This is a genomic window from Streptomyces sp. TP-A0356 (genome assembly GCF_001417775.1).
In the GTDB taxonomy this organism is placed as follows: Bacteria; Actinomycetota; Actinomycetes; order Streptomycetales; family Streptomycetaceae; genus Streptomyces.
In genome coordinates this window covers 17,704-43,943 of the sequence record NZ_BBZJ01000019.1, presented here as the reverse complement: position 1 = coordinate 43,943, position 26,240 = coordinate 17,704, and the positions used below count along the sequence as shown (strand labels likewise).

Sequence of the window (26,240 nt, the reverse complement as noted above, 5' to 3'; positions counted from 1 at the left end):
GTGGGGACGGGCCCGCTGGGGGCCGGGACGGACCTCATGCGCGGCCTCCTACTTGTCCTGGTCGAGGGTGTAGGTACGGTCGCCCGGCGCGACCGAGGTCTGGGAGCCGCCCGCGACCAGCGCGAGCCGGACGTGTGTGGCGAACGACTCGGCGTACGCGACGCGTTGGGCGTCCGCCGTGTCGAGCGCGAAGGTGATCGGGACGGCCTCGGCGGCGCTGGTCCGACGCTGGTCGCTGGACTGGCTGGGATCGAGGGCGGTGAGCTTGCCGACGTCGAGGACGCGGGCGTTGGTCACGATGACCTTGGACTCGTCCTTGCTCTTGTCGTTCGCGGCCTTGAAGGTGGCGTAGATGTTCACCCTCGAACCGGGGTCGATCTTGCCCGCGACACCGGTCGACGCGTCGATCATGATCGCGATCTCCTGCTGGCCGGGCTGGAGTGCGGGCCGGTCGACGACCATGTCGTTCTGGAGCAGTGACCCCTTCTGCAGCCTGGTCACGGCGATCTTGCCGCGGATCTGCGAGAGGCTGGTGACGGCGGTCTCGGACAGCCAGCGCCTGGGCATCGAGATCTGCTCGAACTGGTCCGCCGTGAGCTCCTTGTAGGGTGCGATGTCGCTCTTGAGCCGGTACGCCGTGACCTCCGGGCCGACCTTCGAGTTCACGTCCCGGATCACCGACAGCACTCCGGCGAAGGCGCCGACGGCGCACAGGGCCGAGAGGACCATCAGAATGACGCCGCGGCGCTGGCGTGAGTTCATGCGCGGACAACCTCGATCGGAGCGGGGGACGGCGGGTCGGGCGGTCGGGCGGTCGGGCGGTCGGGCGGTCGGGCGGGCGGTCGGGCGGGTGGTCTAGCGGGCGAGCGGGTGGTCTAGCGGGCGGTCGGGCGAGCGGGCGGCTGTGGAGTTGTGTGTACGGGGCTTAGGTGCCGCCTCGGGGCAGTGCGCGGGCGGCGGCGGTGACCGGCTCCTGTTCGGGGGGTGGTGGCAGGGGTGCGGCGCAGAACCCGCAGCGGTCACCGATGAGTTCGAGGCCGCACCAGTGGCAGAGCACGCGTCGTACGGAGGAGACGAGCTGGTAGAGCACGGACACGTCGGGCAGGCCGGCCGCGAACTCGACGAGCCGGTCGGTGCCCCACCAGCGCGCGGATTCCTCCGGCAGGGGCACGGTCGCGACGCCCTGCACGCGCCAGGCCGGCGCGAGAGAGGCGGTCACCCAGTCCGAGGGCGGCTGCCCGGCGGCGACGAGCATCCGGGTGCGGAACTCGGGGCCCGGTAACTCCTCCTGCCCGACCCGTACGAGTTGCGGCCGCGGATGGGCGAGTACGGCGAACTGGGCGCTCGGCACCCATGACTTGGCGTGGGACGTGAGCGGGACGGGGACACGGTCGAGCCGGGCGACGGAGCCGAGGAGGGCACCGGCGTAGATGTAGTGGGCGAGCAGACGCGCCGACGACGCCAGTACCCCCGGGCTGAAGTCGCAGACGGACAGCTGGCGCAACTGCTGGGCGAGCAGGGCGAGTCCGAGCGGAGGCAGGTCGATGCCGAGCAGCGCGATGCGGTCGCTCTCCAGGACGGAGCGGACGGTGTGCAGCCGCTGGACCGCCGGGTCGTCAACGGAGCCGGAGTGCAGGGCGATGACGTATCCGTACTGCTCGACGAGCGCGTGCATGCCGTTCAGGGACTGTTCCAGCGTGGGCTGGGGCTGGACGGCGACGGGCGGGGTCTGCCGGTCGAGCGGCGGGAGCACCAGGCCGGGACTGGTCACGCATATCGCGATCGGCACGGCTGCACACCACCCCGTTCACTGCGGCGGGGTGGTCGACCACCGCCTCAGTTGGCCCCTGTGACGTCCAATGGCATCGTCCTGCACCAGCACCATATCCACGGCGTGCCCCACTCAACACCGAATCCGGAAGATCATCTCACTGAAGGTGCGGCATGATCGACACAGCGTAGGCGCATATACCCCAACTCGGCATGGTCGCAGGGGTGTTGACGTCGCCAGAGGTCTTGACATCCGGATTGGTCTGGACCAAATTCGTTCCGCAGGCGGTGGCGCGTTCCGCGCTGCCCTCCTGCCTTCCCCCTCTCCTCCTTCCCCCTCTCCCCCTCTCCCCCCTTCCCCCTCTCCCCTCTTCCCCCTTCCTCGTCTCCCCCCCTCTTCCTCCTCTCCCCTCTCCTCGGAGGCCCAAGTGGACCGCGTACCAGGCATGCCCCGTCGCAGACGAACCCTGGCCGGGGCCGCCGTCGCCGCGCTCGCCCTCTCCTTCCTGGCCGCCGGCCAGGCGGCGGCCGCGGACGTGAACAACGCCAAGAACCCCGGCTTCGAGTCGGGCCTGAGCAACTGGACCTGTTCGGCGGGCAGCGGTACGACGGTGTCGTCCCCGGTGCACGGCGGCGCGGCCGCGCTGAAGGCGACGCCGGCGGGGCAGGACAACGCCCAGTGCACCCAGACGGTCGCGGTCAGGCCCAACTCGACGTACACGCTGAGCGCGTGGGTGCAGGGCGGGTACGCCTACCTGGGCGCGACGGGCACGGGCACGACGGACGTGTCGACGTGGACACCGGACTCGACCACGTGGAAGCAGCTCACCACGACGTTCACGACCGGTGCGGCGACGACGTCGGTGACGGTCTATCTGCACGGCTGGTACGGGCAGGCGGCGTACTACGCGGACGACGTGTCGGTGTACGGCCCGGACGGCGGCGGAGGCGGCGACCCGGGCCCGATCGTGCCTGCGGCTCCGGCGGGCGTGTCGGTCTCGTCCACGACGTCCTCGTCCGTCTCCCTGTCGTGGAACGCGGTGTCGGGCGCGACGGGCTACAACGTGTACCGCAGCGGTACGAACGTGGCCACGACAACGGGCACCTCGGCGACGGTGACGGGTCTGTCGCCCTCGACGTCGTACTCCTTCCAGGTGACGGCGACGAACGCGGCGGGCGAGTCGGCGAAGTCGGCGGCGGTGACGGCCACGACGGCGGCCACCGGCGGCGGCGGAGGCGGTGTTCTCCCCAGGCACGCGGTGACCGGCTACTGGCAGAACTTCAACAACGGCGCGAAGGTCCAGAAGATCGCGGACGTCCCGTCGCAGTACGACATCATCGCGGTGGCGTTCGCGGACGCGACGAGCACGCCGGGCGCGGTGTCCTTCACCCTGGACTCCTCCGGGCTGGGCGGCTACACGGCGGACCAGTTCAAGGCGGACATCAAGGCGAAGCAGGCGGCGGGCAAGAAGGTCATCGTCTCGGTCGGCGGCCAGAACGGCACGGTGTCGGTGAGCGACGCGGCGTCGGCGACGAACTTCGCCAACTCGGTGTACTCGCTGATGCAGACGTACGGCTTCGACGGGGTGGACATCGACCTGAAGAACGGGCTGAACGCGACGTACATGCCGCAGGCGCTGAGGCAGCTGTCGTCGAAGGCGGGCTCCTCCCTGGTGATCACCATGGCCCCGCAGACGATCGACATGCAGTCGACGTCGAACGCCTACTTCCAGACGGCGCTGAACATCAAGGACATCCTGACGGTCGTCAACACCCAGTACTACAACAGCGGTTCGATGCTGGGCTGTGACGGCAAGGTCTACAGCCAGGGCTCGGTGGACTTCCTGACGGCCCTGGCCTGCATCCAGTTGGAGGGCGGTCTGTCCCCCTCCCAGGTGGGCCTGGGCGTCCCGGCCTCGACGAGCGCGGCGGGCAGCGGCTATGTCGCCCCCTCGGTGGTGAACAACGCCCTGGACTGCCTGACGAAGGCCACGGGCTGCGGCTCCTTCAAGCCGTCGAAGACGTACCCGGACCTCCGGGGCGCGATGACGTGGTCGACGAACTGGGACGCGACGTCGGGCAACGCCTGGTCGAACGCGGTGGGTCCGCACGTGCACGCGCTGCCGTAACCCTCACCCATCCCGTACGCGGCTGCCGCCACGCCTCGCCAGAAGGCGCGTCGGCAGCCGCTCGGCGTTCCCGGTGAGGGCGGCACCCCGCGCGGCGGACGATGCCGCTACGTCAGTCGCCGTCCTTCTCGGGGGTGGGGAGTTCGTGCTCCCCGTCCTCGAAGTAGGCGTCGAGGACCTCGTCGAGCCGGGTCTCCCACTCCTGGAAGCGGGAACGGGAGTCGGCCTCGATCTCGATGGGGTACCAGCGGCGCTCCGGGGTGTGCACGGTCACCGTGAACCGCTTCCCGAAGCGCGCGGTCTCGGTCTCCACGGCCCCGATCTCGTCCCAGCTGAACTCGCACTCCTGGTCGTCCAGGCGCAGACGTACGCCGCTGTGGTCGGCGACGATCCGTGCACGGCGGTCCGCGGCCTCGAAGACGGGGCCATCGGGCGCCTCCTCCTCTTCGGTGGAGGCATCCACCGTGGAGGCCTCTTCGACCAGGAGCTCCTCGGGGGCCCCTTCCTCGGCTTCCCGGGCTTCCGCCGCTTCCCCGGCCGGGACCGCGTCCCGGGGCTCGATCGGCTCGGCGTCCCCCGGCTCGGCATCCTCCGGTTCGCCGGACACGGTTGAGGTGAGCCCGGGGATGAAGGCGGGGTCGACTCCGGCGCCGTCCAGGGGCTGGCTGCTCGTACCTATGCGCTGCTCCACGCGGGCAGTATGGTGCAAGATCCTGTGCCGGACACAGCCAGCCCCGACTTCGTTATACGAACTCCGTTCAGAGTCATACGAACTCCGTCAGACGAACACGCTCACCAGGGCGGCCACCGCGAATCCGGCCACGGACAGCACCGACTCCAGCACGGTCCACGTCCGCAGCGTGTCCCGTTCGGTGATCCCGAAGTACTTCGCCACCATCCAGAAGCCCCCGTCGTTGACGTGCGAGGCGAAGATCGAGCCGGCCGAGACGGCCATGATGACCAGGGCCGCGAACGCCCCCGAGTGGTGGCTGTCCGACAGCAGGGGCGCAACGATGCCCGCCGTCGTGACGATCGCGACCGTCGCCGAGCCCTGGGCCACACGCAGGACGAGCGAGATCAGGTACGCCAGCGCGATCACCGGCAGACCGACGCCGTGGAAGGTGTCGGAGAGGGCCTGCGCGACCCCGCTGCCCTTGAGGACCGCGCCGAAGACCCCGCCCGCACCGACCACCAGCAGGATGTTGCCGACGGGCTTGAGGGATGCGGTGGACACCGTCTCCAGGGACGCGCGGGACCAGCCGCGGCGGATGCCGAGCAGGTAGTACGCCAGCAGCAGCGCGATCGTCAGCGCCACGAAGGGGTGGCCGAAGAACTCGATCACCGACCGTCCCGTCGAGGGGCCGAAGGCGATCGACGAGAAGGTGGCCAGGAGGATCAGGACCAGTGGCGTACCGATGATCGTGAGGACCGTGGCGAGCGGCACCGGCTTCTCCGTCGGGGTCACACCGGCCGCCCGCTGCTCCTGCGCGAGCGCCGCCTTCGCCTCCTCGGCCGCCTCGACCATGTCCTGCGGTACGGGCACGAAGATCCGCTTGCCGATCCACGCCGACCAGGCCCACGCGGCGAGGACCGCCGGGATGCCGCAGACGATGCCCATCAGGATGACCATGCCGAGGTCGACCTTGAGCAGACCGGCGGCGGCGACCGGGCCGGGGTGCGGCGGCAGGAACGCATGAGTCATGGACAGGCCCGCGAGCAGCGGGAGGCAGTAGAGCAGGATGGACTTGCCACCGCGCCTGGCGGCGGCGTACACGATCGGCGCGAGCACGAAGATGCCGACGTCGAAGAAGACCGGGATGCCGAAGATCAGGCCGGTCAGGCCCATGGCGAGCGGGGCTCGCTCCTCGCCGAACAGTCCCAGCAGCCTCGACGCCAACACCTCGGCGCCGCCGGAGACTTCGAGGACCGCGCCGAGCATCGTGCCCAGGCCGATGATGACGGCGACATGGCCGAGGGTGCCGCCCATGCCGGACTCGATGAGGGAGACGGCGTCGGAGCGCTGGACCGTGCCGAAGAGTTCGGTGACCGACAGTCCCGCGCCGAGGCCGACGGCTATGGAGACCGCGAGCAGCGCCACGAAGGGCTGCAGTCTCACCTTGATGATCAGGACCAGGAGCAGCGCGATACCGAGCGCCGCGATGGTGAGCAGACCGGCCGTGCCGTGGACGAGCGTGAGCAGGCCGCCGGTGTGGGGTGGGGTCGCCGGCGTGCCGGTCGCCGCAATTTGGAGCATGCGCATGACAGGAGGACCTCTGGCTTCTCGTAATTCCATGGAGCTTTCGGGCAGGGGGGATCGCGGCACGGCGCCCCGGGAGGACGCCGGGCCGTGACGGCGTACGGAGTGCGGGAAGTGCGGGTCGACGTCGCGTCAGCCGAGGACGGCCAGCGCGTCGATCTCGATGAGGAGGCCGGCCGGGAGACCCACGTAGACGGTGGTCCGGGCGGCGGACGGCAGGGTGAGACCCTGCTCCTCGAAGTAGGCGTTGTAGATCTCGTTCATCTCGGCGAAGTGGTCCACGTCGGTCAGATAGACGCGGATCATCATCACGTCGTCCCAGCTGGCGCCGCCCTCCTCCAGGATCGCCTTCACATTGGCGAGGGTCTGGAGGGTCTGCTCGCGCAGGGTCGGGCCCGCCGGCGTGGGCGGCTTGCCCTCCTCGGCGGGCAGGAAGCCGACCTGTCCGGCGACCTGGAGGATGTTGCCCTTCTTCACGCCGTGCGAGAACTTGGCGGGCGGGGCGGTGTGGGTCTTCGGGGTCAGGGCGATCTTGTCCGTCATACGGCGTCCTTTGCTGGGGTGTTGCCGGAGTACTCCCGGGTGACGGCGTCCGCGGTACGGCGCACCAGCGGGAGCAGGGTGAGGAGTTCGTCGGCGGTGACGACGACGTTGGGCGCCGAGACCGACATGGCCGCGACGACCCGTCCATCGGCGCCGCGGATGGGGGCGGCGACGCAGTTGATGGACTCCTCGTGGCCGCCGAGGTCGGTGGCCCAGCCCTGTTCGCGCACGGTCGCCAGCTCCTTCAGGAAGGCGGCGGCGTTCGGCGTCGAACGGGCCGTGTACAGGGGGTAGTCGAGTCTCTCCGCGACGGCGCGGCGCTCGGGCTCGGGCAGATCGGCCAGGAGGAGCTTCGCGACGGCCGCGACGGTGATGGCCACCGGCTTGCCGATCCGCGAGTACATCCGTACCGGGTAGCGGCTGTCCACCTTGTCGATGTAGAGGACCTCGTTCTCCTCGTGGACCGCGAGGTGGACGGTGTGCCCGCACTCCTCGTTGAGGCGCACGAGGTGGGGGTGGGCGATCTCGCGGACGTCCAGGTTCTCGACGGCCTGCTGGGCGAGGGCGAAGAGGCGGGCGCCGAGGCGGTAGCGCTGGTCGGACTGGCGGTAGACCAGGCCGTGCTCGTGCAGGGTGCGCAGCAGGCGCAGGGCGGTGGACTTGTGCACGCCGAGCCGGTCGGCGACCTGCCCGAGATCGGCGGGTCCCTCGGCGAGCAGCGGCAGGATGCTCAGCGCCCGGTCGACGGTCTGGCTCATGACGTACGTACCTCCTCCTCGGCCCGCGCGACGGCTTCGGTCCAGCCGGGGCCGAGTCGAAGTGTCTCCCACCGGGCGTCGTCGAGTGCGGCCAGCCGATCGGCGTGGTCCCGGCAGGGAGGGGTGGCGAGGTCGCCGGGAACGGTGAGGGCGGCGGCGGCCATGAGGTGACCGTGGCGGAGGCGATCACGCACGGGCAGCCCGCGGAGGGTGGCGGAGAGGAAGCCCGCGGCGAAGGCGTCACCGGCACCGACCGGCGCGACGACCGCGACACGAAGGGAGGGAACGAAGGTGACGCTGTCGGGGCCCTCCGGGCCGACGCGCACCTCCGTCCCGGCCCCGGGTTCGCGTTCGAACACGGTCGCGCCGCACACCCCTTGCTTCACCACCAGCACCCGCGGCCGCGAGAGCACCTCCCTGACGGCCGCCGGGCCCCCTGTGACGCCCCACGCCAGTTCCGCCTCGTCCTCTCCCACGAACACGATGTCGGCCGCTTGCGCCAGTTCCTGCAGCACCCGCGGCCCCTCCGCGTCACGCCACAGCCCCGGGCGGTGGTTGACGTCGAAGGAGACGAGCGGACGCCCGGCCCGGGGCGCCGTCAACTCCCTCATGAGGTCGAGACAGTCGCCCGAGAGCGCGGCCGTGATCCCGGACAGGTGCAGCACGCGGCCGGCCCGCACCGCGCCCATGTCCACGTTCTCCACCGCCATCGCCGAGGCCGCCGAACCGGCCCGGTAGTACGCGACCTCATGGGCGTCGGTCGCCCGGTCCCCCGCCGTACGGAAGTAGATCCCGGTCGGACGCGCCGGGTCACGCCGTACGGACGACACGTCGACGCCGTACGCCCCGATCGCCTCGACCAGGTGGTCGCCGAAGCCGTCCGCGCCGACCCGGCCGACCCAGCGCGCGGAGTGGCCGGCGGCCGCCAGCACGCACGCCACGTTGGACTCCGCGCCGCCGATGGCGCGGTGGAAGGAGGGAACGTCGGCGAGGCGGCCCGGCCGTGACGGCACGAACGTGACCATGGACTCGCCGAGCGCGACGACGTCCACGACGTCCGGGGCGATGGGCAGGCCGTCGGCGGTCACGATGGTGGTGGCTCCTCGTCACGTCGCTGGGCACGGCGGCTCCGTTGACCCCGCGTTGACCGGGATGTTAGACAGCATTCAGCGCTATACGCAATGGGTGTTGCACTGTACGCAACGCACCACGTCAGGGAGGCCACATGGACGCCGCTACCGCCGCAGAACGCCTCGCCGCCCTCGGGGCGGAACGCGTCGACCACCGCTTCAAGGGGCTCCCGCCGGACGCCGAGGGCCTGACGGTCGCCGACCTGGCGGCCGAGCGCCGCAACCTGTTCACCGGCGGCTTCACCACCCCGGTCCTGACCCTCTCGGCCGAGCGCCTGGAGCACAACCTCCGCCTCATGGAGACCTACGCGGCCCGCCACGGCCTCGCCTTCGCCCCGCACGGCAAGACGTCGATGGCTCCCCAGCTCTTCCACCGCCAGATCGAGCACGGGGCTTGGGGCATCACGCTCGCGGTCCCCCACCAGGTGAGCGTGGCACGGCACTTCGGCATCCAGCGGGTGTTCCTCGCGAACGAACTGGTGGACCCGGCGGCCCTGCGCCGGATCGCCGCCGAGCTCGCCACGGACGCCGGGTTCCGCTTCATCTGTTACGTCGACTCCGTACGCGGAGTGGAGCTGATGGACGCGGCCCTGACGGGCAGCGCGCGCCCGGTCGACGTGGTCGTGGAGCTGGCCGCCGGAGAGGGCGCGCGCACCGGCGTCCGTACGGAGGAGGAGTGCGCGGCGGTCGCGGACGCGGTGGCGGCCACGGAGACGCTGCGGCTGGTGGGCGTGGCGGGATACGAGGGGGAGGTGCCGCAGCCGGATCCGGACCGGGTGCGCGCGTGGCTGCGCCGCCTGACCGCGCTGGCGGCGGACTTCGACGAGGCGGGCCGGTTCGCCGGTCTGGACGAGATCGTGGTGAGCGCGGGCGGCAGCGCGTGGTTCGACGCGGTGGCGGACGTCTTCGCGCGGATCCCGGAACTCTCCCTCCCGGTTCTGAAGCTGTTGCGCTCGGGCGCGTACGTCTCGCACGACGACGGCCACTACCGCAGGCTGACCCCGTTCACCCGTGTGCCGGAGGAGGGCGCGCTGGAGCCGGCGTTCCGCCTGTGGGCGCAGGTGGTGTCCCGGCCCTCCCCCGAGCAGGCCTTCGCCAACGCGGGCAAGCGGGACGCGGCATACGACCTCGACCTGCCGTCCGCTCTGGTGGTGCGCCGGGACGGCGAGGAGCGACCGGCCGAAGGAGTCTCGGTGACCGCCCTCTCCGACCAGCACGCCTGGCTCCGGACGACGCCGGAGGCGGACGTCGAGGTCGGCGACTGGCTCGGCCTGGGCCTGTCCCACCCCTGCACGTCGTTCGACAAGTGGCAGCTGATTCCGGTGGCCGAGGCGGACGGCACGGTCGTGGACTACATCCGCACGTTCTTCTAGGAACACCACCGGAACCACCAGGAACCACCAGGAACCACCAGGAACACGTCCAGGAACACGTCCAGGAACACGTCCAGCAACAGGAGTCGCTCCATGGATCCCGCCGATCCCACCGGACCAGTCCGTCCCGCCGGTCCCGTCCGTCCAACCGGTCCCGTCCGTCCCGCCGATCCCGTCGATCTCGCCGATCTCGTCATCCGTGACGCGGAGGTCGTCGACGGCAGCGGCGGTCCCTCCTACCGCGCCGACGTGGCGATCAAGGGCGGCAGGATCGTCTCGATCGTCAAGGAGGCCATGGCCGCGGGCTGCCAACGCCCCAGGGCGGTGCGGGAGCTGGACGCCGAGGGCCTGGCCCTGTCCCCCGGCTTCATCGACATGCATGCCCACAGCGACCTCGCCCTCCTGCGCGACCCCGACCACAGCGCGAAGGCGGCCCAGGGCGTGACGCTCGAAGTCATCGGGCAGGACGGGCTGTCGTACGCGCCGGTCGACGACCGCACGCTCGACGAGGTGCGCCGCGCGATCACCGGCTGGAACGGGTACGGCGACGACGCCGACTTCACCTGGCGGTCGGTGGGCGAGTACCTGGACCGCCTGGACCAGGGCATCGCGGTCAACGCGGCGTATCTGATCCCGCAGGGCACGGTCCGGATGATGGTCGTCGGCTGGGAGGACCGGCAGGCGACGCCCGAGGAGCTGGACCGCATGCGGCGGCTGGTGGCCGAGGGGATGGAGCAGGGCGCGGTCGGCATGTCGTCGGGGCTGACCTACACGCCCGGCATGTACGCCGAGGACGCCGAACTCACCGAGTTGTGCCGGGTGGTGGCCCGGTACGGCGGCTACTACTGCCCGCACCACCGCTCGTACGGGGCGGGGGCCCTGGAGGCGTACGCGGAGATGGTGGCCCTGGCCCGCCAGGCAGGCTGCCCGCTCCACCTGGCCCACGCGACCATGAACTTCGGCGTGAACGAGGGCCGGGCCCCCGAGTTGCTGTCCCTGCTCGACGAGGCGCTGGCGGCGGGCGCGGACATCACGCTGGACACGTACCCCTACACGCCGGGCAGTACGACGCTGGCGGCGCTGCTGCCGAGCTGGGCGAGCGAGGGCGGGCCGGAGGAGATCCTCAGGCGGCTCGCGGACGACGTCGTCGCCGAGCGGATCCGGCACGACATGGAGGTCGTCGGCGCCGACGGCTGCCACGGCGTGCCCGTCGAGTGGGACACGATCGAGATCTCGGGCGTGGACGCTCCCGGCCTCGCGTCGTACGTCGGCCGGACGGTCCAGGAGTCGGCGGACCTGCGCGGCGAGGCGCCGTGGGTGACCGCCCGGCGCCTGCTGGTCGAGGACCGGCTGGGCTCGACGATCCTGCAGCACGTGGGGCACGAGGAGAACGTCCGCGCGATCATGCGCCACCGCGTCCACACCGGTGGCTCCGACGGCATCCTGCGGGGCACGAAACCGCACCCGCGCGCCTACGGCACCTTCCCGCGGTATCTGGGCCACTACGTCCGGGAGTTGGGGGTGCTGTCGCTGGAGGAGTGCGTGGCCCGTCTCACCTCGCGTCCGGCGGCCCGGCTGCGGCTGCCGGACCGGGGGCTGGTCCGCGAGGGCTACCGTGCCGACCTCGTGCTCTTCGACCCGGCCACGGTCGCGGCGGGCGCCACGTTCGAGCGTCCGCGCACGCTCCCGACGGGCATCCCGTACGTCCTGATCGACGGCCGTTTCGTGATCGAGGACGGGCGCAGGACGGACGTACTGGCGGGGCGGGCGGTCCGCAGGACTCCCGGGTGACCGCCCGCCCCATCCTTGCTACGGCTTGGGCAGGACGCACCCGCTCGCGCTCAGGTCGAGCTTGTTGCCGATGCCGAAGCACGCCGGGATCTGGTAGGTCTCCTCGGCGTAGTTGATGCCCTGACGGACGGTCACCTTGCCGCTCGCGTCGACCTCGCACGGGTTGTTCACGGTGCAGGTCTCGCCGCTCTCGTTGCCGGTGTTGTTGACGGCGACGACCTTGCCGGTGGTGTTGTCGATGACGGGCGACCCGGACGTACCGCCGATGGTGTTGCAGGCGGAGGTGTAACGGACCGAGTCCTTCCAGGTCCAGTCGCCCTCCTTCAGGCGGTACACGAACCCGTCGATGTTGCAGCTGTAGATCCGCTTCCAGTAGCCGGAGACGACCTTGATGGCGGTGCCGGCGACCGGGTGGGTGTCGGCGAGGGCGAGCGCGCTGATCCCGTACGAGCTCTTGATCTGCGCGTAGGTCCTGGTGAGCTGGTAGATCGTGATGTCCGTGTCGGTCATCGTGGAGTACGCGACCTTGCTCGCACGCAGCGTCGCGACCTTGCTGCCCGAGGAGTTGAGCAGGCCGAAGGTGCGGCTGGAGGGCTGGTCGACGATGACCTGACCGGGCGACGGGAAGCCGGTCTCCAGGCAGTGGCCGTTGGTGAGCACGAGCGCCGGGTCGGTGTCCGCGGAGTTCGGGAGGCGGATGACGGAGCCGGAGCAGTTGCTGAGCGAGACGGTGCCGGCGAAGTCGGCGGCCTGGACCGTCGCCGTCCGGCCCGCCGTGACCGCCTTGGCGGTCGTGGCCACGGTCGTGAGGACCGTCTTGACCGCGGCGGTCGCGGGCTGGGGAGCCGCGACCGCCGGTGCCGCGCCGGCTCCGGCGATCACCAGAGCGAAGAGCGCGGCAACGAGAGGCTTTCTCATGTGGGGGGTTCCCCTCTCGACGAGGTTTGCGATGACATGGAGGACCGAAGGTTTTCCGGCCACCCTCTGCTCTTGTCATGCGCATTGTCAATGGAGGGGTATGTGGGGACAAGGTGTTGTTTTCGGCCGAGGCATGGTGGCCGAGCAACGGGAGGCACACAGCCGGCGCCGGGGCCCGGCCCTCCCCCACTCGGAGCAGGCGCGGCCCACGGATTCGGGACTGCGGCCGCGTCACCCGCGCGGAGCCCTGGGCAGCTCGGGCGCGTTCACCGGCGTCGACCGATCACGCTGCCCCGTCCCACGTGGTGGAAAACACGCGGCGCGAGGCGTTACGCGGCCGTAAGCTCACGGACATGCAGGTGATCCAGTCCACGAAGCTCGCCAACGTCTGCTACGAGATCCGGGGCCCGGTTCTCGAGGAGGCGATGCGGCTGGAGGCGGCGGGTCACCGCATCCTCAAGCTCAACACCGGCAATCCGGCCGCCTTCGGCTTCGAGTGCCCGCCCGAGATCCTCGAGGACATCCTCCGCAACGTCTCCACGGCACACGGCTACGGCGACGCCAAGGGCCTGCTCGCCGCCCGCCGGGCGGTCGTGATGCACAACCAGACCCTGGGCATCGAGACCGACGTCGAGCACGTCTTCATCGGCAACGGCGTCTCCGAACTGATCGTGATGGCCATGCAGGGCCTGCTGGACGACGGCGACGAGGTGCTCGTACCGGCGCCGGACTACCCCCTGTGGACGGCGGCGGTCTCGCTGTCGGGCGGCACCGCCGTCCACTACCGCTGCGACGAGCAGTCGGACTGGATGCCGGACCTCGCGGACGTGGAGCGGAAGGTCACCGACCGCACCAAGGCGATCGTCATCATCAACCCGAACAACCCGACGGGCGCTGTGTACGACGAGGCGGTGCTCCGGGGCCTGACCGACATCGCCCGCCGACACAACCTCCTCGTCTGCTCCGACGAGATCTACGACAAGATCCTGTACGACGGCGCCACGCACACGCCGACCGCGGCGGTGGCCCCGGACGTGCTGACCCTCACCTTCAACGGCATGTCCAAGGCGTACCGGGTGGCGGGCTACCGGGTGGGCTGGATGTCGATCTCGGGCCCCCGGGCGCACGCAGAGTCGTACATCGAGGGGCTGACGATCCTCGCGAACATGCGACTGTGCGCGAACATGCCGGGCCAGCACGGCGTGGTGGCGGCGCTGAGCGGCCGCCAGACGATCAACGACCTGGTGCTGCCGGGCGGACGCCTGAAGGAGCAGCGGGACGCGGCGTACGAGCTGCTGACGCAGATCCCGGGTGTGACCTGCGTGAAGCCGCGGGGAGCGCTGTATCTCTTCCCCCGTCTCGACCCGAAGGTCTTCAAGATCAAGGACGACCGGCAGATGGTCCTGGACCTGCTGCGGCGCGAGAAGATCATGGTCGTACAGGGGACGGGCTTCAACTGGACCGAGCCCGACCACTTCCGGGTCGTGACGCTGCCGACCGTGAGTGACCTTACGTCGGCGATCACCCGCATAGGGAGCTTCCTGGACGGCTACAGCCAGCCCTGACGCTCACCGTACGTGCTCAGCGCACACGCTTTGCGATTCGACTCAACTTTAGACGAAATCCAAGCTAGGATGGCTTCCTGTCAGAGCACAGGAGGCCGTCCCATGTACGAACCGATCCGCACCAAGTCGGTGCACACGATGGCCGGCACCGCCCCCGACTTCCCGCACCGTTCGCGTGAGGAGGAGCTGGACATCCAGCTCGCGGGCCATCTGGCGGCACTGCTCGCGGTGACGGACGAGCTGCGTACGCTGGCGCCCGCCCCGGAGCTGGACACGGCCGCGGAGCGGCTCGCCGAGCAGGTGACGCGGCTGCGCGCGGGAGTGCCGCCGATCCGCGCGAGTGGGACCGCGCGCGGCGATGAGCCGCGCGTCGCGGCACTCCACCGGCGCGCTCTCGCGCTGGCGGGCCGCGCCCTGGTGGTGGCGGCGTCGCGCGCGGACACGGCGGCGGCGATCCTGTCGGCGGAGCGCATGGACGCGCACACCGCCGCACTGGCCGAGCCGCGCGAGCCGATCGCCGCCGGCTGACGCCACCCGGGCCGCCTCCGGGCGGCTCCCCTCGTCGGCCCCGGTCCGCGTGCACCCGCAGAGACGCGCGGACCGGGCGCCATGACACCGCACCGGCTTCCGTCGCGGCTCCCTCCAGCACACAGCCGGGGCCCCGCACGCCGTTGTGCGGGGCCCCGGCCTGTTCCGTGGTGCTGTCACCGCGGCCGGTCTTGATGACGTCGCAGGTCAGGGCAAGTCCGACCGGCCGCGGAGCTCTTAGGGTGTGAAAGGACCCCTCAGCCCAGGCGCCGCACCAGCGCGCGGTACTCGTCCCACAGCTCCTTGGGCGTGTGGTCACCGAAGGTGTTGAGGTGCTCGGGGACCAGGGCCGCCTCCTCGCGCCACACGTCCTTGTCGACGGTGAGCAGGAAGTCGAGGTCGGACTCCGAGAGCTCCAGGCCGTTCGTGTCCAGCGCCTCCTTCGTCGGCAGGATGCCGATCGGGGTCTCGACTCCCTCGGCCTTGCCCTCCAGGCGCTCGACGATCCACTTCAGGACGCGGCTGTTCTCGCCGAAGCCGGGCCAGACGAACTTGCCCTCGTCGTTCTTGCGGAACCAGTTGACGTAGTAGATCTTCGGCAGCTTGGACTGGTCCTTGCCCTTGGCCACATCGACCCAGTGGCCCATGTAGTCGCCCATGTTGTAGCCGCAGAAGGGCAGCATGGCGAAGGGGTCACGGCGCAGTTCGCCGACCTTGCCCTCGGCCGCGGCGGTCTTCTCGGAGGCGACGTTGGCGCCGAGGAAGACACCGTGGTTCCAGTCGAAGGACTCCGTCACGAGCGGGACCGCGGTGGCGCGTCGGCCACCGAAGAGGATCGCCGAGATCGGCACGCCCTTCGGGTCCTCCCACTCGGGCGCGATGATCGGGCACTGTGAAGCCGGCACGGTGAAGCGGGCGTTCGGGTGGGCGGCCGGGGCGCCGGCCTCCGGCGTCCAGTCGTTGCCCTTCCAGTCGGTGAGGTGGGCCGGAGTCTCCTCCGTCATGCCCTCCCACCAGATGTCGTTGTCGTCGGTCAGCGCGACGTTCGTGAAGACCGAGTTGCCCCACAGCGTCTTCATCGCGTTGGCGTTGGTGTGCTCGCCGGTGCCGGGCGCGACACCGAAGAAGCCCGCCTCGGGGTTGATCGCGTACAGGCGGCCGTCCTCGCCGAACCGCATCCACGCGATGTCGTCGCCGATCGTCTCGACCGTCCAGCCGGAGATCGTCGGCTCCAGCATGGCGAGGTTCGTCTTGCCGCAGGCGCTCGGGAAGGCCGCGGCGACGTACTTCGACTCGCCCTGCGGCGGTGTCAGTTTGAGGATCAGCATGTGCTCGGCCAGCCAGCCCTCGTCACGCGCCATCACGGAGGCGATGCGCAGGGCGTAGCACTTCTTGCCGAGCAGCGCGTTGCCGCCGTAGCCGGAGCCGTAGGACCAGATCTCGCGGCTCTCGGGGAAGTGCGAGATGTACTTGGTCTGGTTGCACGGCCAGGGGACGTCCTCCTGCCCGGGCTCCAGCGGGGCGCCCAGGGAGTGGACGGCCCTGACGAAGAAGCCCTCGGAGCCGAGTTCGTCGAGGACCGCCTGGCCCATCCGCGTCATGGTGCGCATGGAGACCGCGACGTACGCGGAGTCGGTGATCTCCACGCCTGTCGCGGAGAGCGGCGAGCCGAGCGGGCCCATGCAGAAGGGCACGACGTACATCGTGCGGCCGCGCATGGAGCCGCGGAACAGGCCGTTGTCGCCCTGGAAGATCTCCCGCATCTCGGCGGGGGCCTTCCAGTGGTTGGTCGGACCCGCGTCCGCCTCCTTCTCGGAGCAGATGAAGGTCCGGTCCTCGACCCGGGCGACGTCCGTCGGGTCGGAGGCGGCGTAGTAGGAGTTCGGGCGCTTGATCGGGTCGAGCTTCTTGAAGGTGCCCTTGAGGACGAGCTCCTCGCACAAGCGCTCGTATTCGGCCTCGGATCCGTCACACCAGACCACGCTGTCCGGCTGCGTCAGTTCAGCGATCTCGTTGACCCACGAGATCAGGTCCTTGTGTTCGGTGGGGACGGTTGAGGGAGCCGCGATGTCGCGCGCCACGATCGCTCCTAGATGAGGGATTTTTTGTTGATTGCCCCGTGGGGGCCGCGACCCGGATGCTTCGTAGCCGCTCATCCGGTGCCGACCGCACTCATTTGATCATCCGACGTGATTGCGCATCTGTCCAGAGGACGTCACAGCTGAGCGGAGTGAGGATCGCCACTGTCTCCGCGTTTCTTTGCGTGCACGTAGGGTTCGACTGAAGGATCTTTTGCGTTGCCGCGGTCCGGCGCCGCCTCCGCGCAGTCCGGACAGCGCGGGTGATACCGGTCCCACCTTGATTCACGACTTACGGTCGCGTAGGTACCATGCCCGCATGACTGCGTCCGTCCCCGACGCGCCCACGGACTCGCCGGCAGTCGGCCGCGGTCCCGTCGCGCTCTCGCTGCCCCACCCGGTGAAGCCGAAGCTCCGTGGCTGGCTGCACCTCGGAATGTTCCCGACCGTCCTGGTGGCAGGTCTGGTGCTCACGGCCCTCGCGGACTCGACCCGGGGCCGCATCGCCTGTGGCATCTACGTTCTGACGGCCTGCCTGCTGTTCGGAGTCAGCGCGCTCTACCATCGCGGCAACTGGAGCCCGCGCATGGACGGCGTCCTGCGCCGGCTCGACCACGCCAACATCTTCCTGATCATCGCGGGCACCTACACCCCGCTGACCCTGCTGCTCCTGCCGGGCACGAAGGGCCGGTGGCTGCTGTGGAGCATCTGGGCCGCGGCGGCGGCCGGCATCGTCTTCCGGGTCTTCTGGGTCGGCGCCCCGCGCTGGCTGTACACGCCCTGCTACATCGCGATGGGCTGGGCGGCCGTCTTCTTCCTGCCCGACTTCACACGGAGGGGCGGGATCGCCGTCCTGGTGCTCGTCGTCGTGGGAGGCCTGCTCTACAGCGCGGGCGGCGTGGTCTACGGCATCAAGCGACCCAATCCGTCCCCGCGTTGGTTCGGCTTCCACGAGGTCTTCCACTCCCTCACCCTCGCCGCCTTCGTCGTGCACTACGTGGGGATCTCGCTGGTGGCCTACCAGCACTCATAGCTCCCCCGGCTCCTTCATGGCCACGGCCCCGCCGTGGCCATTCCCGCGCCCCGAAACCCGCTCCCCATTGACGGCTGACATCTTTTGAGAGCTACTCTCATTTCATTGCTGCCGTCATCCTGTTCCTGCTGGTCAGCGGCATCGTCGCGCTGGTCACGGCGTTGCTCGCGGCGGCGCTCCCGCCCGGCGCGAAACCCGCGGGAACGCTCCCGGGCCAGAGCCCCGACATGGTCCCCGCCCCGGGGGATGCCCGACAATGACGACCATGGCCGCCACCGCACACAGCTCCACCCCGCCGTCGAACCCCGTCTGGGGCTGCGCGAGCGGAAGAAGATCAAGACTCGTATGGCGATCCGCGAGGCGACGTACCGGCTGGTCCAGGAGCAGGGGTACGACGCGACCACCATCGAGCAGATCGCGGAGGCGGCCGAGGTCTCCCCCTCCACGGTGTTCCGGTACTTCCCCACCAAGGAGGACATCGTCGTCACCGACGAGTACGACCCGATCCTGGAGGAGGAACTGCGCGCGCGGCCCGCCGACGAACCCCTGCTGACGTCCCTCCGGCACGTCGTCCGCCACGCCGTCGAGCGGAGCATGTCGGACGAGTTCGAGACGCGCGAGGAGATGGAGCTGCGCGGACGGCTGATGGTGGAGGTGCCCGCCGTCCGCTCCCGGATGATCGAGAGCATGTCCGTGACCGGCCGGATGATGTGCCGGGTGGTGGCCGAGCGCACCGGGCGCGACCCCGACGACCTGGAGGTACGGGTGTACTGCATGGGCATCGTCGGCGCGCTGATGGAGGCCTCCCGCTACTGGGCCGAGCACGGGCAGCGGGGGGACATCGGGGAGTACGCCGAGCGCGCGCTGGAGGTGCTGGAGCAGGGTCTGGCGCGGCGCGATTCCGAGGCGCCCTGAGCGCGGCCCGTGCCATGCTGACCACGTGAACGGACCCGAGATCCACGTCGAGTTCTCCCCGGAGCTGGGGCTCTTCGTCCCGCACGGACGGCGCGGGCGCGCCACCAAGGTCGTCACCGACGGCGCCTCCACACTCGGCCATGTCGTCGAGTCCCTGGGCGTGCCGCTGACCGAGGTCGGGGCACTGGTCGTGGACGGCCGCGACGTGCCGGTCTCCCATGTCCCGACGGCCGGTGAGTCCGTGGCCGTACGCCCCGTCGACCGCCCCCAGCGCGTCCCGGGAGCTCCGCTGCGATTCCTGCTCGACGTCCACCTCGGCACCCTCGCCCGCCGTCTGCGGCTGCTCGGCGTGGACACCGCGTACGAGGCGTCGGACATCGGCGACCCGGCGCTCGCCGCCCGCTCGGCGGCGGAGCAGCGCGTGATGCTCAGCCGCGACCGGGGGCTGCTGCGCCGCCGGGAGCTGTGGGCGGGCGCGTTCATCTACAGCACCCGTCCGGAGGACCAACTCCGCGACGTTCTCGATCGGTTCGCGCCCGAGCTGCGCCCGTGGACACGGTGCACCGCCTGCAACGGACTGCTGAGGGACGCCACGAAGGAAGAGGTCGCCGACCAGCTCGAAGGCGGTACACAGCGCTCGTACGACGTCTTCGCCCAGTGCCGGGAGTGCGGGCGGGCGTACTGGAAGGGCGCGCACCACGAACAGCTGGAGGCCATCGTGGAGCGCGCCCTCGCGCAGGGTTCGAGCCGGGGCTAAGGGGTCCTTGCACTATGAGCGCGCGACCCGGGCGGGCATAGTGCGAGGATCCCTAACGCCTCTTCACATCGCCCTTGCCGCAGGCCACCCCGTCCCGGTTGGGGTCGAGGCCCAGGGGGTCGTCCCTGCCGTTGACCTTCAGACGGCCGTAGTCGTTCTGCCGCAGCCAGGCGCAGCGTGCGGCCGTCGTCTTCCTCACCTCCGGCGGGAACACCGTGGGCACGCACACGTTGGCCGAGCCGTAGTGCCGGTCGCAGCCCGAGATGGTCGGACTGACCGGCTGCGACGTGCGCTTCTTTCCCGCCCGGGTGGTCGTGCCCGACAGGGAGTCGGCGAAGGAGTGGACATGGGCGGAGGGCGTGCTCGCGGACAGCGCCGCCGGCCCCTGCAGATGGACCCACTTCGCGACCGAGGGGACGCCGTTCGCGTCGACCGCGAAGAGCATGTACCAGCCGGGCGGCGCCAGGTCGGGGTTGCTCGTCACGTTCAGGTCGACGTTGGGGCCGTTCACCGACAGCGGCAGGTCGACGAACCGCTGGTTGGGGTCCGAGGAGTGGGTGACCGCAGCGGGACGGATCAGCTCCGCCTTGGCGATGGGCCGGTCGACCGTGATGCGCTGTGTGGTGCCGTACGTCCACTGGTTGTCGATCAGCGAGGTGATCGTCGGGCGGGGGCCCTTGAACAGGTACGGCGGCGAGTAGATCGACACGTTGTGGTTCCAGGTGCCGTTGCCCGGGTTGTCGCCGGTCGCCATCACGCGGCCGTCCGGCAGCAGGAAGGCGGAGGAGTGGTAGCCGCGGGACTCGGGGTCGACGGCCACCGGGGTGAAGGTGGTGGTGTTCGGGTCGAAGACCGAGGCCTCGTAGACCGAGTTGGCGCGGTTGTGCAGCGCGCCGCCCGTCTCCAGCACCTTGCCGTCCGGCAGGAGCACCGTGGAGGCGTACATCTTGCCCTGGTTCCCGGTCTCGGCCACCGGTCCGTTGCCGAGGTCGACCTTGCCCTGCGGCAGCGGCGGTCCGGCGACGTACTGCGGGTTGGGTTGCTTGAGGTCGATGATGTCCGTGAGGCGGTTCGCGTCCGGGTTGGTCATGATGTTGCCGCCGCCGATGGTGAGGACCTTCTGGTCCTGGGCGGGAGGCAGCAGCACACTCGCCGACTGGTCGCGTTCGTCCTTGTTCTGCAGGCCAGGGACCTGCGTGACCGTGTTCGCGTGGTAGTCGTAGATCGCCGAGCCGGTGCCGGGGATGTTGTTGCCGAAGACATGGCTGCCGGAGTAGAAGAGGCGGCCGTCCTGCATGAGGATCATCGACGGGTACAGGCCCCAGAACGACCAGGTCTGGTTGACCTTCCACGTCGGCAGCCACTGCTGGTCCTTGTTCGACCAGTAGTCGGCGGTCACCGAGCCCGTGGAGTCCTCGCGCAGTCCGCCGAAGGTGATCACGTCACCGTTGCCGAGCTCGGTCGCCGACGGGTACCAGTGGCCGTCGTTGAGGTCGTTCGTCTTGGTGTACGTCTCGGTCGCCGGGTCGAAGATGTACGAGTCCTTGAACCCCTCGTAGCCGTGGCCGCCCGGGACCGTGTACGCCTTGGTGCCGCTCATCACCAGCACCCGGCCGTCCTGGAGCTGGACGTGCCCGGAGCAGAACAGGTCCTTCGGAGTGGGGATCAGCTTGTACGAGCCGTTCGACGGGTCGTAGACGGCGCTCGTGAAGGTGCCGGCCGCGAAGTCGTCCGGGTTGTTGCCCGAGCCCGCGATCAGCAGCACCTTGCCGTTGTTGAGGACGACGGAGTGCATCGAGCGCACCGGGTTCTGCGTGGGCAGGACCTGCCAGCCGCCGCCCGCGCACTGGTCGGCCGTGCCCGTGCACTGCGCGGGCGGCAGCGGGTCGGGGACCTGCGCCATGGTGTAGTCGTCGGTGGTCACGGACCCGGTGCCGTACACCGAGACACCCCAGGTGATCATGTCGGTGCCGGCCGGTACCGCGGGTGTGCGGACACTCGCCTGGGACCAGCTCGCGCTCATGTCGAGCGTCTTGAGGTCCGTCCAGTACTGCCAGCCCGCGGTCGTGTCGTGCCGGAACAGGGTCACCGCGGTGTCCGGGGTCGTCGACTTGTACCAGACGCCCAGGTCGTACTGCTTGCCCGGCGTGACCACGGGCGCACAGCTCGCGGACTCGGTGATGAGCGCCTTGCGGTCGCCGTCGACGCGGCGGGTCAGCTCGACCTTCATGGCCTTGCTGCCGGAGTGGGAGTCACCGGTGGTGGTGAAGGTGAAGTCGTTGTCGCCCCAGCCGGACTTCTCCCAGCAGTACGGCATCCCGTCGGTGCCGTCGACTTCGAAGCCGGGGTTCTTGACGAGGTTCGCGGCGGACGCGGGCTGCGGCGAGGTCAGAAGCAGGCCCGCGGTCATGCCGGTCACGGCCAGCAGGGCGGTTCTGCGTCTGCGGAACATGCGGAGTGGGCGGACGGTCTTCACATGGTTCTCCTTGCTGTGCGGCTTCCGCCCGCGGCACGATGCGTGCGCCGGCCGCGGCGCGGCAGATAGACCAGCGCTTCGGTCCCCACGAAGCGCAGGACGAAGGTCATCGCCAGCGCCAGCGCGGTGGCGGACAGCACCCCCATGGCGAACGTGCCGACCAGCAGCGCGATCAGCGGAATGCGCAGCACCAGGTCGGCGTTGGCCAGGAGCGCGAACCGTCCCACCCGGTCCCACCAGTGGCGGTGCCGGCGGCGCTCACGGAACAGCAATTGCTCGATGAGCAGGAAGTTCCAGGCCACACCCAGCTGGTTGGCGAGGATCTCGGCCGGCAGGTAGTGCATACCGAGTCCGGTGAGGGTCCACAGGCCGACCAGGTTCGGTACGAATCCGGTGGCGCCGATCAGTCCGAAGGCCACCATGCGCGCGAGGGGCGAGGCGGTGCGCAGCCCGGCCAGATGGCGCAGGAAGCGCAGGCCCTCCCGCGCGGTCGACTTGGACTCGCCCGCGAACCGGTCCTGGAAGACGAACGGCACTTCGGTGACCGTGCGCGGCCTGCTGCGCACGGCCAGTTCGAGGAGGATCTTGTAGCCGAGCGGCTGCAGGATCTCCGCCGTGACCGCGCTGCGGCGGATGGCGAAGAAGCCGCTCATCGGGTCGCTGACGCCGCGCAGCCTGCGCGGGAACAGCGACTTGGTCAGCCAGGTCGCGCCACGCGAGACGGCGATCCGGTAGCCGCCCGCGAGTCCGGCGCGGCTGCCGCCCTTGGTGTAGCGGGAGGCGACCACGAGCCCGGCGTTCGTACGCTCGCCGGTGCCGACCAACTCCGGTACCAGGGACGGCGGATGCTGCAGGTCCCCGTCCATGACGACGATCCAGTCGGAGCCGGCCGCCTTCATGCCCTCCACCACGGCCCCACCGAGCCCGTCGGCCGGCTCGTCCCGGTGCAGCACGGTGACCGGGAAGGGGCAGTCCTGCGCCTCTCGGGAGATCACGTCAGGGGTGTCGTCGGTGGAGTCGTCGACGAAGACGACCTCGCAGGGCAGCCGTGCGGGCACCGACTCGGTGATCCGGCGCAGCAGCTCACGAATGTTCCCCGACTCGTTGTAGGTCGGTACGACGATGGTGACGGCCCCTGGTTCGGGGACCTCCCTTCGGCGCTCGGTTGGCACGGTGGCGGCGCGTACCGCCGGGTCCCCCAGTCCGCCCGGAGCGGTGGGCTCGTGGCTCATCGGTCGTCTCCCGGGGCCTGGATGCTGCGGACGTCGGTGGTCATCGGGCGCCTCCGGCGGTCTGGATCCGACGGATCTCGATCCGGTCGGCGCCGGTGCCGAAGGTGGCGACCGGTGTGGAGTGCTGGATGGTGGCCCGGACGCCCGGCAGATTGGCCGCGTCGCGCCGGACCGTCGGGGAGGCGACCACGTAGTCGAGGTCCCGCCAGCCGTTCGGCATCGTCCTGGTCACCGCGGGGTCGAGGTCGGCCTTGTAGAACCAGATGGCGCCGAGCCCGGGCCGGTATCCGGCGTGGACGAGGTCGAGCCAGAGCGCGTCGTCGACCAGGACCCGGGTGCGGGCGGGGTCCTTCACCTGGCTGGTGAGCCAGTGCGAGGCGGCCCGGTAGGGGGCGTTGGCGTCGGCGGTCAGGGCGGTGCGGTCGCCGTCGTACCAGCGGGGCACGACATAGGCCCCGGCGGCGGCCACGAGCAGCGCCGCCACGGCGTACCGCGCCCAGGTGACGTACGGCTTCCCGGTCCTGCTCCGCCACCGCCGCAGCACCAGATGGGCGATGCTCGCGGCGGCTCCGGCGAGCACGAGCGCGAGGAACGGCAGGGCCTGGATGACGTACATCGCGGGCAGATAGCCGCTCGGCCGCATCGCGACCAGGGTGAGGATCGCGACGGCGAGCGCGGGTCCGGCCAGCGCCCGTGCGGTCACCGACCAGCGCCAGGTGAGCAGGAGCACCAGCGCTCCGGCGAGGCCGCCGAGCGGCAGGACGCGGTCGTAGTAGAGCCAGGAGTGCAGGACGCCGTACGAGCCGGAGCGGGGGTCGAGGATGAATCCGGAACCGGCGCGGCTCATCTGGTAGGTGATGCCGTCCCACAGGGAGACATGGCCCGCTCCCGGCAGCAACTCGCCCTTGAGCAGAGCGAAGAGCGGGTAGGAGATGCCGATCAGGACACATGCCGTGACCGCGCCGGTCAGCGCGAACTTCCGGGTGTCGCGGTGGCTGTGGCGCCACATGGTGAGGAAGACGGCGGGCAGGACGACGAGCATCGTCTCCTTGGTGAGGACGCCCGCGGCGGCGGCGAGGCCCGCGCCGAAGTGGTGCCAGAGGTGGCGGCTCGGGGACGCGGCCAGGGTGAACGCGAGGAGCGTCCACATCACCGCGATGTTGTCGAGGAAGATCTCACGCTGGAGGACCACCGAGAGCGGGGAGACGCCGAACAGCACCATGGCGAGCCCGGCCGCCCAGGTCGGCAGCAGCAGCCGGCGGGCGAGGACATGGACGAGCACCGCGCTCACCGCACTGACCAGCAGCATGGCGACCCGCATCGTGCCGACCGTCATCAGGCCGGGGACGATGTGGGCGGGGATCCAGGTCAGCAGTGCTATCTGGATCCAGCCGAGCGGCGGGTGGTCGTACCAGTACGTGTAGTGGGCGAGGCCGTGGCCGTTCTGCACGGCCCACGCCTGGGCGAGGTAGGTGCCCTCGTCGTCGCTGAGCGTCGGATAGGCGCCGATGTTCCAGCCCTGCACCGTGAGGATCACCGCGAGGAGCACTCCGCACAGCACCAGATCGGGACGAGAGCCACGCAGACGGAACGCCGGACGGGGAGCGGGGACGGTGCCGGGGACACGTGTGCCCTGCGCGGGGACCTGGGTGCCGGTCGCCGCGGGAAGAGTGGAGGTCACGCAGCAACGTCCTCTCGGGACTGGCGGATCACACCGGCCGCGGTCAGATGCGCGCCGACGTGGCTGGTCAGCTCCCAGTCGTTGCGTCCGCGCTGCTCGCGCCAGACGGCGCGGAGGGCGGCACCGGCGAGGAGCACCTGGTAGAAGGGACCGCCCACGATGAGCTTCACGTAGTGGACGAGGCGGACGCGCAGCCCGTACTGCGTGCCGAAGTCGTGCAGTCCGACGACCTCGAAGACGAAGGTGACCGCCGCGGTGACGAGCGGCAGGAAGGTGAGGAAGGCGATACCGACGGGCACGTCGAGGAAGAGGGCGACCGCCGCGTTGAGCGGGATGACGACGCCGGAGAAGGCCTGCAGGAACGGCGTCATGAGGGTGTAGCGGGCGAGCAGCCGCTGCCCGAAGCCGGGGAGCTGCTTCCAGTCCTTCTTGCGGTAGACCTGCAGGAACCCCTGGTTCCACCGGGTGCGCTGCTTGAGCAGCGACATCAGCGAGCCGGGGGTCTCCTCCCGGGTGACCATGTCGGAGTCGTAGGCGACGACCACCTTCTTGCCGACGCTGGACAGCCGCACGCCCAGGTCACAGTCCTCGGCGAGGCAGTCGGCGTCCCAGCCGTCGGCTTCCCTGAGCACGTCCGTGCGGACGAAGACGGTGTTGCCGCCGAGCGGGATGAACCCCTTCTGCGCGTGCAGGTGCAGCCGGGAGCGGAACCAGAAGAAGTACTCCAGGCAGTTGCGCAGGCTGTACCAGCTGGAGTGGAAGTTGATGAGCTGCACCCCGCCCTGGACGACGTCGGCGCCCGTGGAGCGGAAGGCGTGGTCGACGTGGGCGAGCAGCTCCGGGTGGACCTGGTCCTCGGCGTCGAAGACCCCGACGACGGCGCCGCGGCAGTGCGGCAGCGCCGTGTTCATGGCCTTCGGCTTGTTCTTCTTCTCGTGGTGGTCGACGACCACGCGCACCCGTGCGTCGCGGGCCTCGGCCTTCCGGGCGACCTCGGTGGTCTCCGGGTCGTCGTGCCCGACGATGACGATGATCTCGAAGTCGGCGTGGGTCGACTCCAGCAGCCGCCCGATCGTGTGGTCCAGTACGGCCTGTTCGTGTCTCGCCGGCAGCAACAGCGAGAACGACAGGTGCGCGGCGCCGTCCGGGCTGCTGAAGCGGGTGGAGGCGAGCACCTCGGGCGTGCGCCACGCGTGCATCTGCCACCACAGGGTGAAGGCCGCCATCCAGAACAAGGCCAGTGAAACGGCAGCGATGAAGACAGACATCAGCAAAAGATCCCCCCAGATCCCCAAGAACCCCCCGG

Annotated in this window: 21 protein-coding genes; 8 read left to right on the top strand and 13 right to left on the bottom strand. The window is 70.2% G+C overall.

What is annotated here, in order from left to right:
- Positions 1 to 48 precede the first annotated feature (48 nt).
- Positions 49 to 762: a Flp pilus assembly protein CpaB gene (cpaB, locus tag ASC56_RS17110; protein WP_055492301.1), complete on the bottom strand. Its 714-nt coding sequence runs from the start codon at positions 760 to 762 to the stop codon at positions 49 to 51.
- Positions 763 to 925: 163 nt separating this feature from the next.
- Complete coding sequence (locus tag ASC56_RS17105) at positions 926 to 1,771, bottom strand: hypothetical protein (RefSeq protein ID WP_234376980.1); 846 nt, start codon at positions 1,769 to 1,771, stop codon at positions 926 to 928.
- Between the two features lie 445 nt (positions 1,772 to 2,216).
- On the opposite strand from ASC56_RS17105, the gene ASC56_RS17100 reads away from it, so the two are divergent.
- Positions 2,217 to 3,899 carry a chitinase gene (locus tag ASC56_RS17100; protein ID WP_107309274.1) on the top strand — a complete coding sequence of 561 codons (1,683 nt, stop codon included), beginning with the start codon at positions 2,217 to 2,219 and terminating at the stop codon, positions 3,897 to 3,899.
- A 112-nt stretch (positions 3,900 to 4,011) separates the two neighbouring features.
- On the opposite strand, the gene ASC56_RS17095 is transcribed toward ASC56_RS17100, so the two are convergent.
- The 5 genes from ASC56_RS17095 to ASC56_RS17075 all read right to left on the bottom strand — a co-directional run bounded on the left by ASC56_RS17095 (position 4,012) and on the right by ASC56_RS17075 (position 8,545).
- On the bottom strand, positions 4,012 to 4,590 hold the full coding sequence (locus ASC56_RS17095; protein ID WP_055492298.1) for a hypothetical protein: 579 nt from the start codon (positions 4,588 to 4,590) through the stop codon (positions 4,012 to 4,014).
- An 87-nt stretch (positions 4,591 to 4,677) separates the two neighbouring features.
- Entirely contained in the window at positions 4,678 to 6,153 is a 1,476-nt protein-coding gene (locus ASC56_RS17090) for a GntP family permease (protein WP_055492549.1), read from the bottom strand.
- A 135-nt stretch (positions 6,154 to 6,288) separates the two neighbouring features.
- Positions 6,289 to 6,699 carry a RidA family protein gene (locus ASC56_RS17085; RefSeq protein WP_055492297.1) on the bottom strand — a complete coding sequence of 137 codons (411 nt, stop codon included), beginning with the start codon at positions 6,697 to 6,699 and terminating at the stop codon, positions 6,289 to 6,291.
- On the bottom strand, positions 6,696 to 7,457 hold the full coding sequence (locus tag ASC56_RS17080; RefSeq protein WP_055492296.1) for an IclR family transcriptional regulator: 762 nt from the start codon (positions 7,455 to 7,457) through the stop codon (positions 6,696 to 6,698). Before ASC56_RS17080 ends, ASC56_RS17085 begins: the two co-directional genes overlap by 4 nt.
- Positions 7,454 to 8,545 (bottom strand): sugar kinase, encoded by a 1,092-nt coding sequence (locus ASC56_RS17075; protein ID WP_055492295.1) that lies wholly within the window; start codon positions 8,543 to 8,545, stop codon positions 7,454 to 7,456. Before ASC56_RS17075 ends, ASC56_RS17080 begins: the two co-directional genes overlap by 4 nt.
- Positions 8,546 to 8,682: 137 nt before the next feature.
- On the opposite strand from ASC56_RS17075, the gene ASC56_RS17070 reads away from it, so the two are divergent.
- Positions 8,683 to 9,960 carry an amino acid deaminase gene (locus ASC56_RS17070; RefSeq protein WP_055492294.1) on the top strand — a complete coding sequence of 426 codons (1,278 nt, stop codon included), beginning with the start codon at positions 8,683 to 8,685 and terminating at the stop codon, positions 9,958 to 9,960.
- A gap of 93 nt (positions 9,961 to 10,053) precedes the next feature.
- Positions 10,054 to 11,751 (top strand): amidohydrolase family protein, encoded by a 1,698-nt coding sequence (locus ASC56_RS17065; protein ID WP_079102563.1) that lies wholly within the window; start codon positions 10,054 to 10,056, stop codon positions 11,749 to 11,751.
- Between the two features lie 18 nt (positions 11,752 to 11,769).
- Here ASC56_RS17065 and ASC56_RS17060 read toward each other — a convergent pair whose 3' ends face one another.
- On the bottom strand, positions 11,770 to 12,669 hold the full coding sequence (locus tag ASC56_RS17060) for a serine protease (RefSeq protein ID WP_055492293.1): 900 nt from the start codon (positions 12,667 to 12,669) through the stop codon (positions 11,770 to 11,772).
- A 353-nt stretch (positions 12,670 to 13,022) separates the two neighbouring features.
- Here ASC56_RS17060 and ASC56_RS17055 point away from each other — a divergent pair, with 353 nt between their 5' ends.
- Together ASC56_RS17055 and ASC56_RS17050 are read left to right on the top strand one after the other, a co-directional pair.
- Entirely contained in the window at positions 13,023 to 14,234 is a 1,212-nt protein-coding gene (locus ASC56_RS17055; RefSeq protein ID WP_055492292.1) for a pyridoxal phosphate-dependent aminotransferase, read from the top strand.
- A 102-nt stretch (positions 14,235 to 14,336) separates the two neighbouring features.
- Positions 14,337 to 14,762, top strand: a complete 426-nt coding sequence (locus ASC56_RS17050; RefSeq protein ID WP_055492291.1) for a hypothetical protein — start codon at positions 14,337 to 14,339, stop codon at positions 14,760 to 14,762.
- A 257-nt stretch (positions 14,763 to 15,019) separates the two neighbouring features.
- Here ASC56_RS17050 and ASC56_RS17045 read toward each other — a convergent pair whose 3' ends face one another.
- Positions 15,020 to 16,843, bottom strand: a complete 1,824-nt coding sequence (locus tag ASC56_RS17045) for a phosphoenolpyruvate carboxykinase (GTP) (protein WP_055492290.1) — start codon at positions 16,841 to 16,843, stop codon at positions 15,020 to 15,022.
- A 316-nt stretch (positions 16,844 to 17,159) separates the two neighbouring features.
- On the opposite strand from ASC56_RS17045, the gene ASC56_RS17040 reads away from it, so the two are divergent.
- From ASC56_RS17040 to ASC56_RS17030, 3 genes are all read left to right on the top strand, one after another.
- Positions 17,160 to 17,873 carry a hemolysin III family protein gene (locus ASC56_RS17040; RefSeq protein WP_055492289.1) on the top strand — a complete coding sequence of 238 codons (714 nt, stop codon included), beginning with the start codon at positions 17,160 to 17,162 and terminating at the stop codon, positions 17,871 to 17,873.
- A 246-nt stretch (positions 17,874 to 18,119) separates the two neighbouring features.
- On the top strand, positions 18,120 to 18,788 hold the full coding sequence (locus tag ASC56_RS17035; RefSeq protein ID WP_055492288.1) for a TetR/AcrR family transcriptional regulator: 669 nt from the start codon (positions 18,120 to 18,122) through the stop codon (positions 18,786 to 18,788).
- Between the two features lie 25 nt (positions 18,789 to 18,813).
- Positions 18,814 to 19,545: a Mut7-C RNAse domain-containing protein gene (locus ASC56_RS17030; RefSeq protein ID WP_055492287.1), complete on the top strand. Its 732-nt coding sequence runs from the start codon at positions 18,814 to 18,816 to the stop codon at positions 19,543 to 19,545.
- 52 nt (positions 19,546 to 19,597) lie between these two features.
- On the opposite strand, the gene ASC56_RS17025 is transcribed toward ASC56_RS17030, so the two are convergent.
- The 4 genes from ASC56_RS17025 to ASC56_RS17010 are packed head-to-tail and all read right to left on the bottom strand — an operon-like array spanning position 19,598 to position 26,208.
- Positions 19,598 to 21,997 (bottom strand): galactose oxidase-like domain-containing protein, encoded by a 2,400-nt coding sequence (locus ASC56_RS17025; RefSeq protein ID WP_079102591.1) that lies wholly within the window; start codon positions 21,995 to 21,997, stop codon positions 19,598 to 19,600.
- Positions 21,998 to 22,017: 20 nt separating this feature from the next.
- Complete coding sequence (locus ASC56_RS17020; protein ID WP_055492285.1) at positions 22,018 to 23,253, bottom strand: glycosyltransferase family 2 protein; 1,236 nt, start codon at positions 23,251 to 23,253, stop codon at positions 22,018 to 22,020.
- Positions 23,254 to 23,293: 40 nt separating this feature from the next.
- Positions 23,294 to 24,934 carry a glycosyltransferase family 39 protein gene (locus ASC56_RS17015; RefSeq protein ID WP_055492284.1) on the bottom strand — a complete coding sequence of 547 codons (1,641 nt, stop codon included), beginning with the start codon at positions 24,932 to 24,934 and terminating at the stop codon, positions 23,294 to 23,296.
- Complete coding sequence (locus tag ASC56_RS17010; RefSeq protein ID WP_055492283.1) at positions 24,931 to 26,208, bottom strand: glycosyltransferase; 1,278 nt, start codon at positions 26,206 to 26,208, stop codon at positions 24,931 to 24,933. The genes ASC56_RS17015 and ASC56_RS17010 overlap by 4 nt, the downstream gene beginning before the upstream one ends.
- Positions 26,209 to 26,240 lie beyond the last annotated feature (32 nt).

Excerpts from the sequence above, each read along its gene's own strand:
- cpaB (WP_055492301.1), bottom strand. The coding sequence starts at position 762 with ATGAACTCACGCCAGCGCCGCGGCGTCATTCTGATGGTCCTCTCGGCC.
- ASC56_RS17100 (WP_107309274.1), top strand. The coding sequence starts at position 2,217 with ATGCCCCGTCGCAGACGAACCCTGGCCGGGGCCGCCGTCGCCGCGCTC.
- ASC56_RS17090 (WP_055492549.1), bottom strand. The coding sequence starts at position 6,153 with ATGCTCCAAATTGCGGCGACCGGCACGCCGGCGACCCCACCCCACACC.
- ASC56_RS17085 (WP_055492297.1), bottom strand. The coding sequence starts at position 6,699 with ATGACGGACAAGATCGCCCTGACCCCGAAGACCCACACCGCCCCGCCC.
- ASC56_RS17080 (WP_055492296.1), bottom strand. The coding sequence starts at position 7,457 with ATGAGCCAGACCGTCGACCGGGCGCTGAGCATCCTGCCGCTGCTCGCC.
- ASC56_RS17070 (WP_055492294.1), top strand. The coding sequence starts at position 8,683 with ATGGACGCCGCTACCGCCGCAGAACGCCTCGCCGCCCTCGGGGCGGAA.
- ASC56_RS17065 (WP_079102563.1), top strand. The coding sequence starts at position 10,054 with ATGGATCCCGCCGATCCCACCGGACCAGTCCGTCCCGCCGGTCCCGTC.
- ASC56_RS17060 (WP_055492293.1), bottom strand. The coding sequence starts at position 12,669 with ATGAGAAAGCCTCTCGTTGCCGCGCTCTTCGCTCTGGTGATCGCCGGA.
- ASC56_RS17055 (WP_055492292.1), top strand. The coding sequence starts at position 13,023 with ATGCAGGTGATCCAGTCCACGAAGCTCGCCAACGTCTGCTACGAGATC.
- ASC56_RS17050 (WP_055492291.1), top strand. The coding sequence starts at position 14,337 with ATGTACGAACCGATCCGCACCAAGTCGGTGCACACGATGGCCGGCACC.
- ASC56_RS17040 (WP_055492289.1), top strand. The coding sequence starts at position 17,160 with ATGACTGCGTCCGTCCCCGACGCGCCCACGGACTCGCCGGCAGTCGGC.
- ASC56_RS17035 (WP_055492288.1), top strand. The coding sequence starts at position 18,120 with ATGCCCGACAATGACGACCATGGCCGCCACCGCACACAGCTCCACCCC.
- ASC56_RS17025 (WP_079102591.1), bottom strand. The coding sequence starts at position 21,997 with ATGTTCCGCAGACGCAGAACCGCCCTGCTGGCCGTGACCGGCATGACC.
- ASC56_RS17020 (WP_055492285.1), bottom strand. The coding sequence starts at position 23,253 with ATGAGCCACGAGCCCACCGCTCCGGGCGGACTGGGGGACCCGGCGGTA.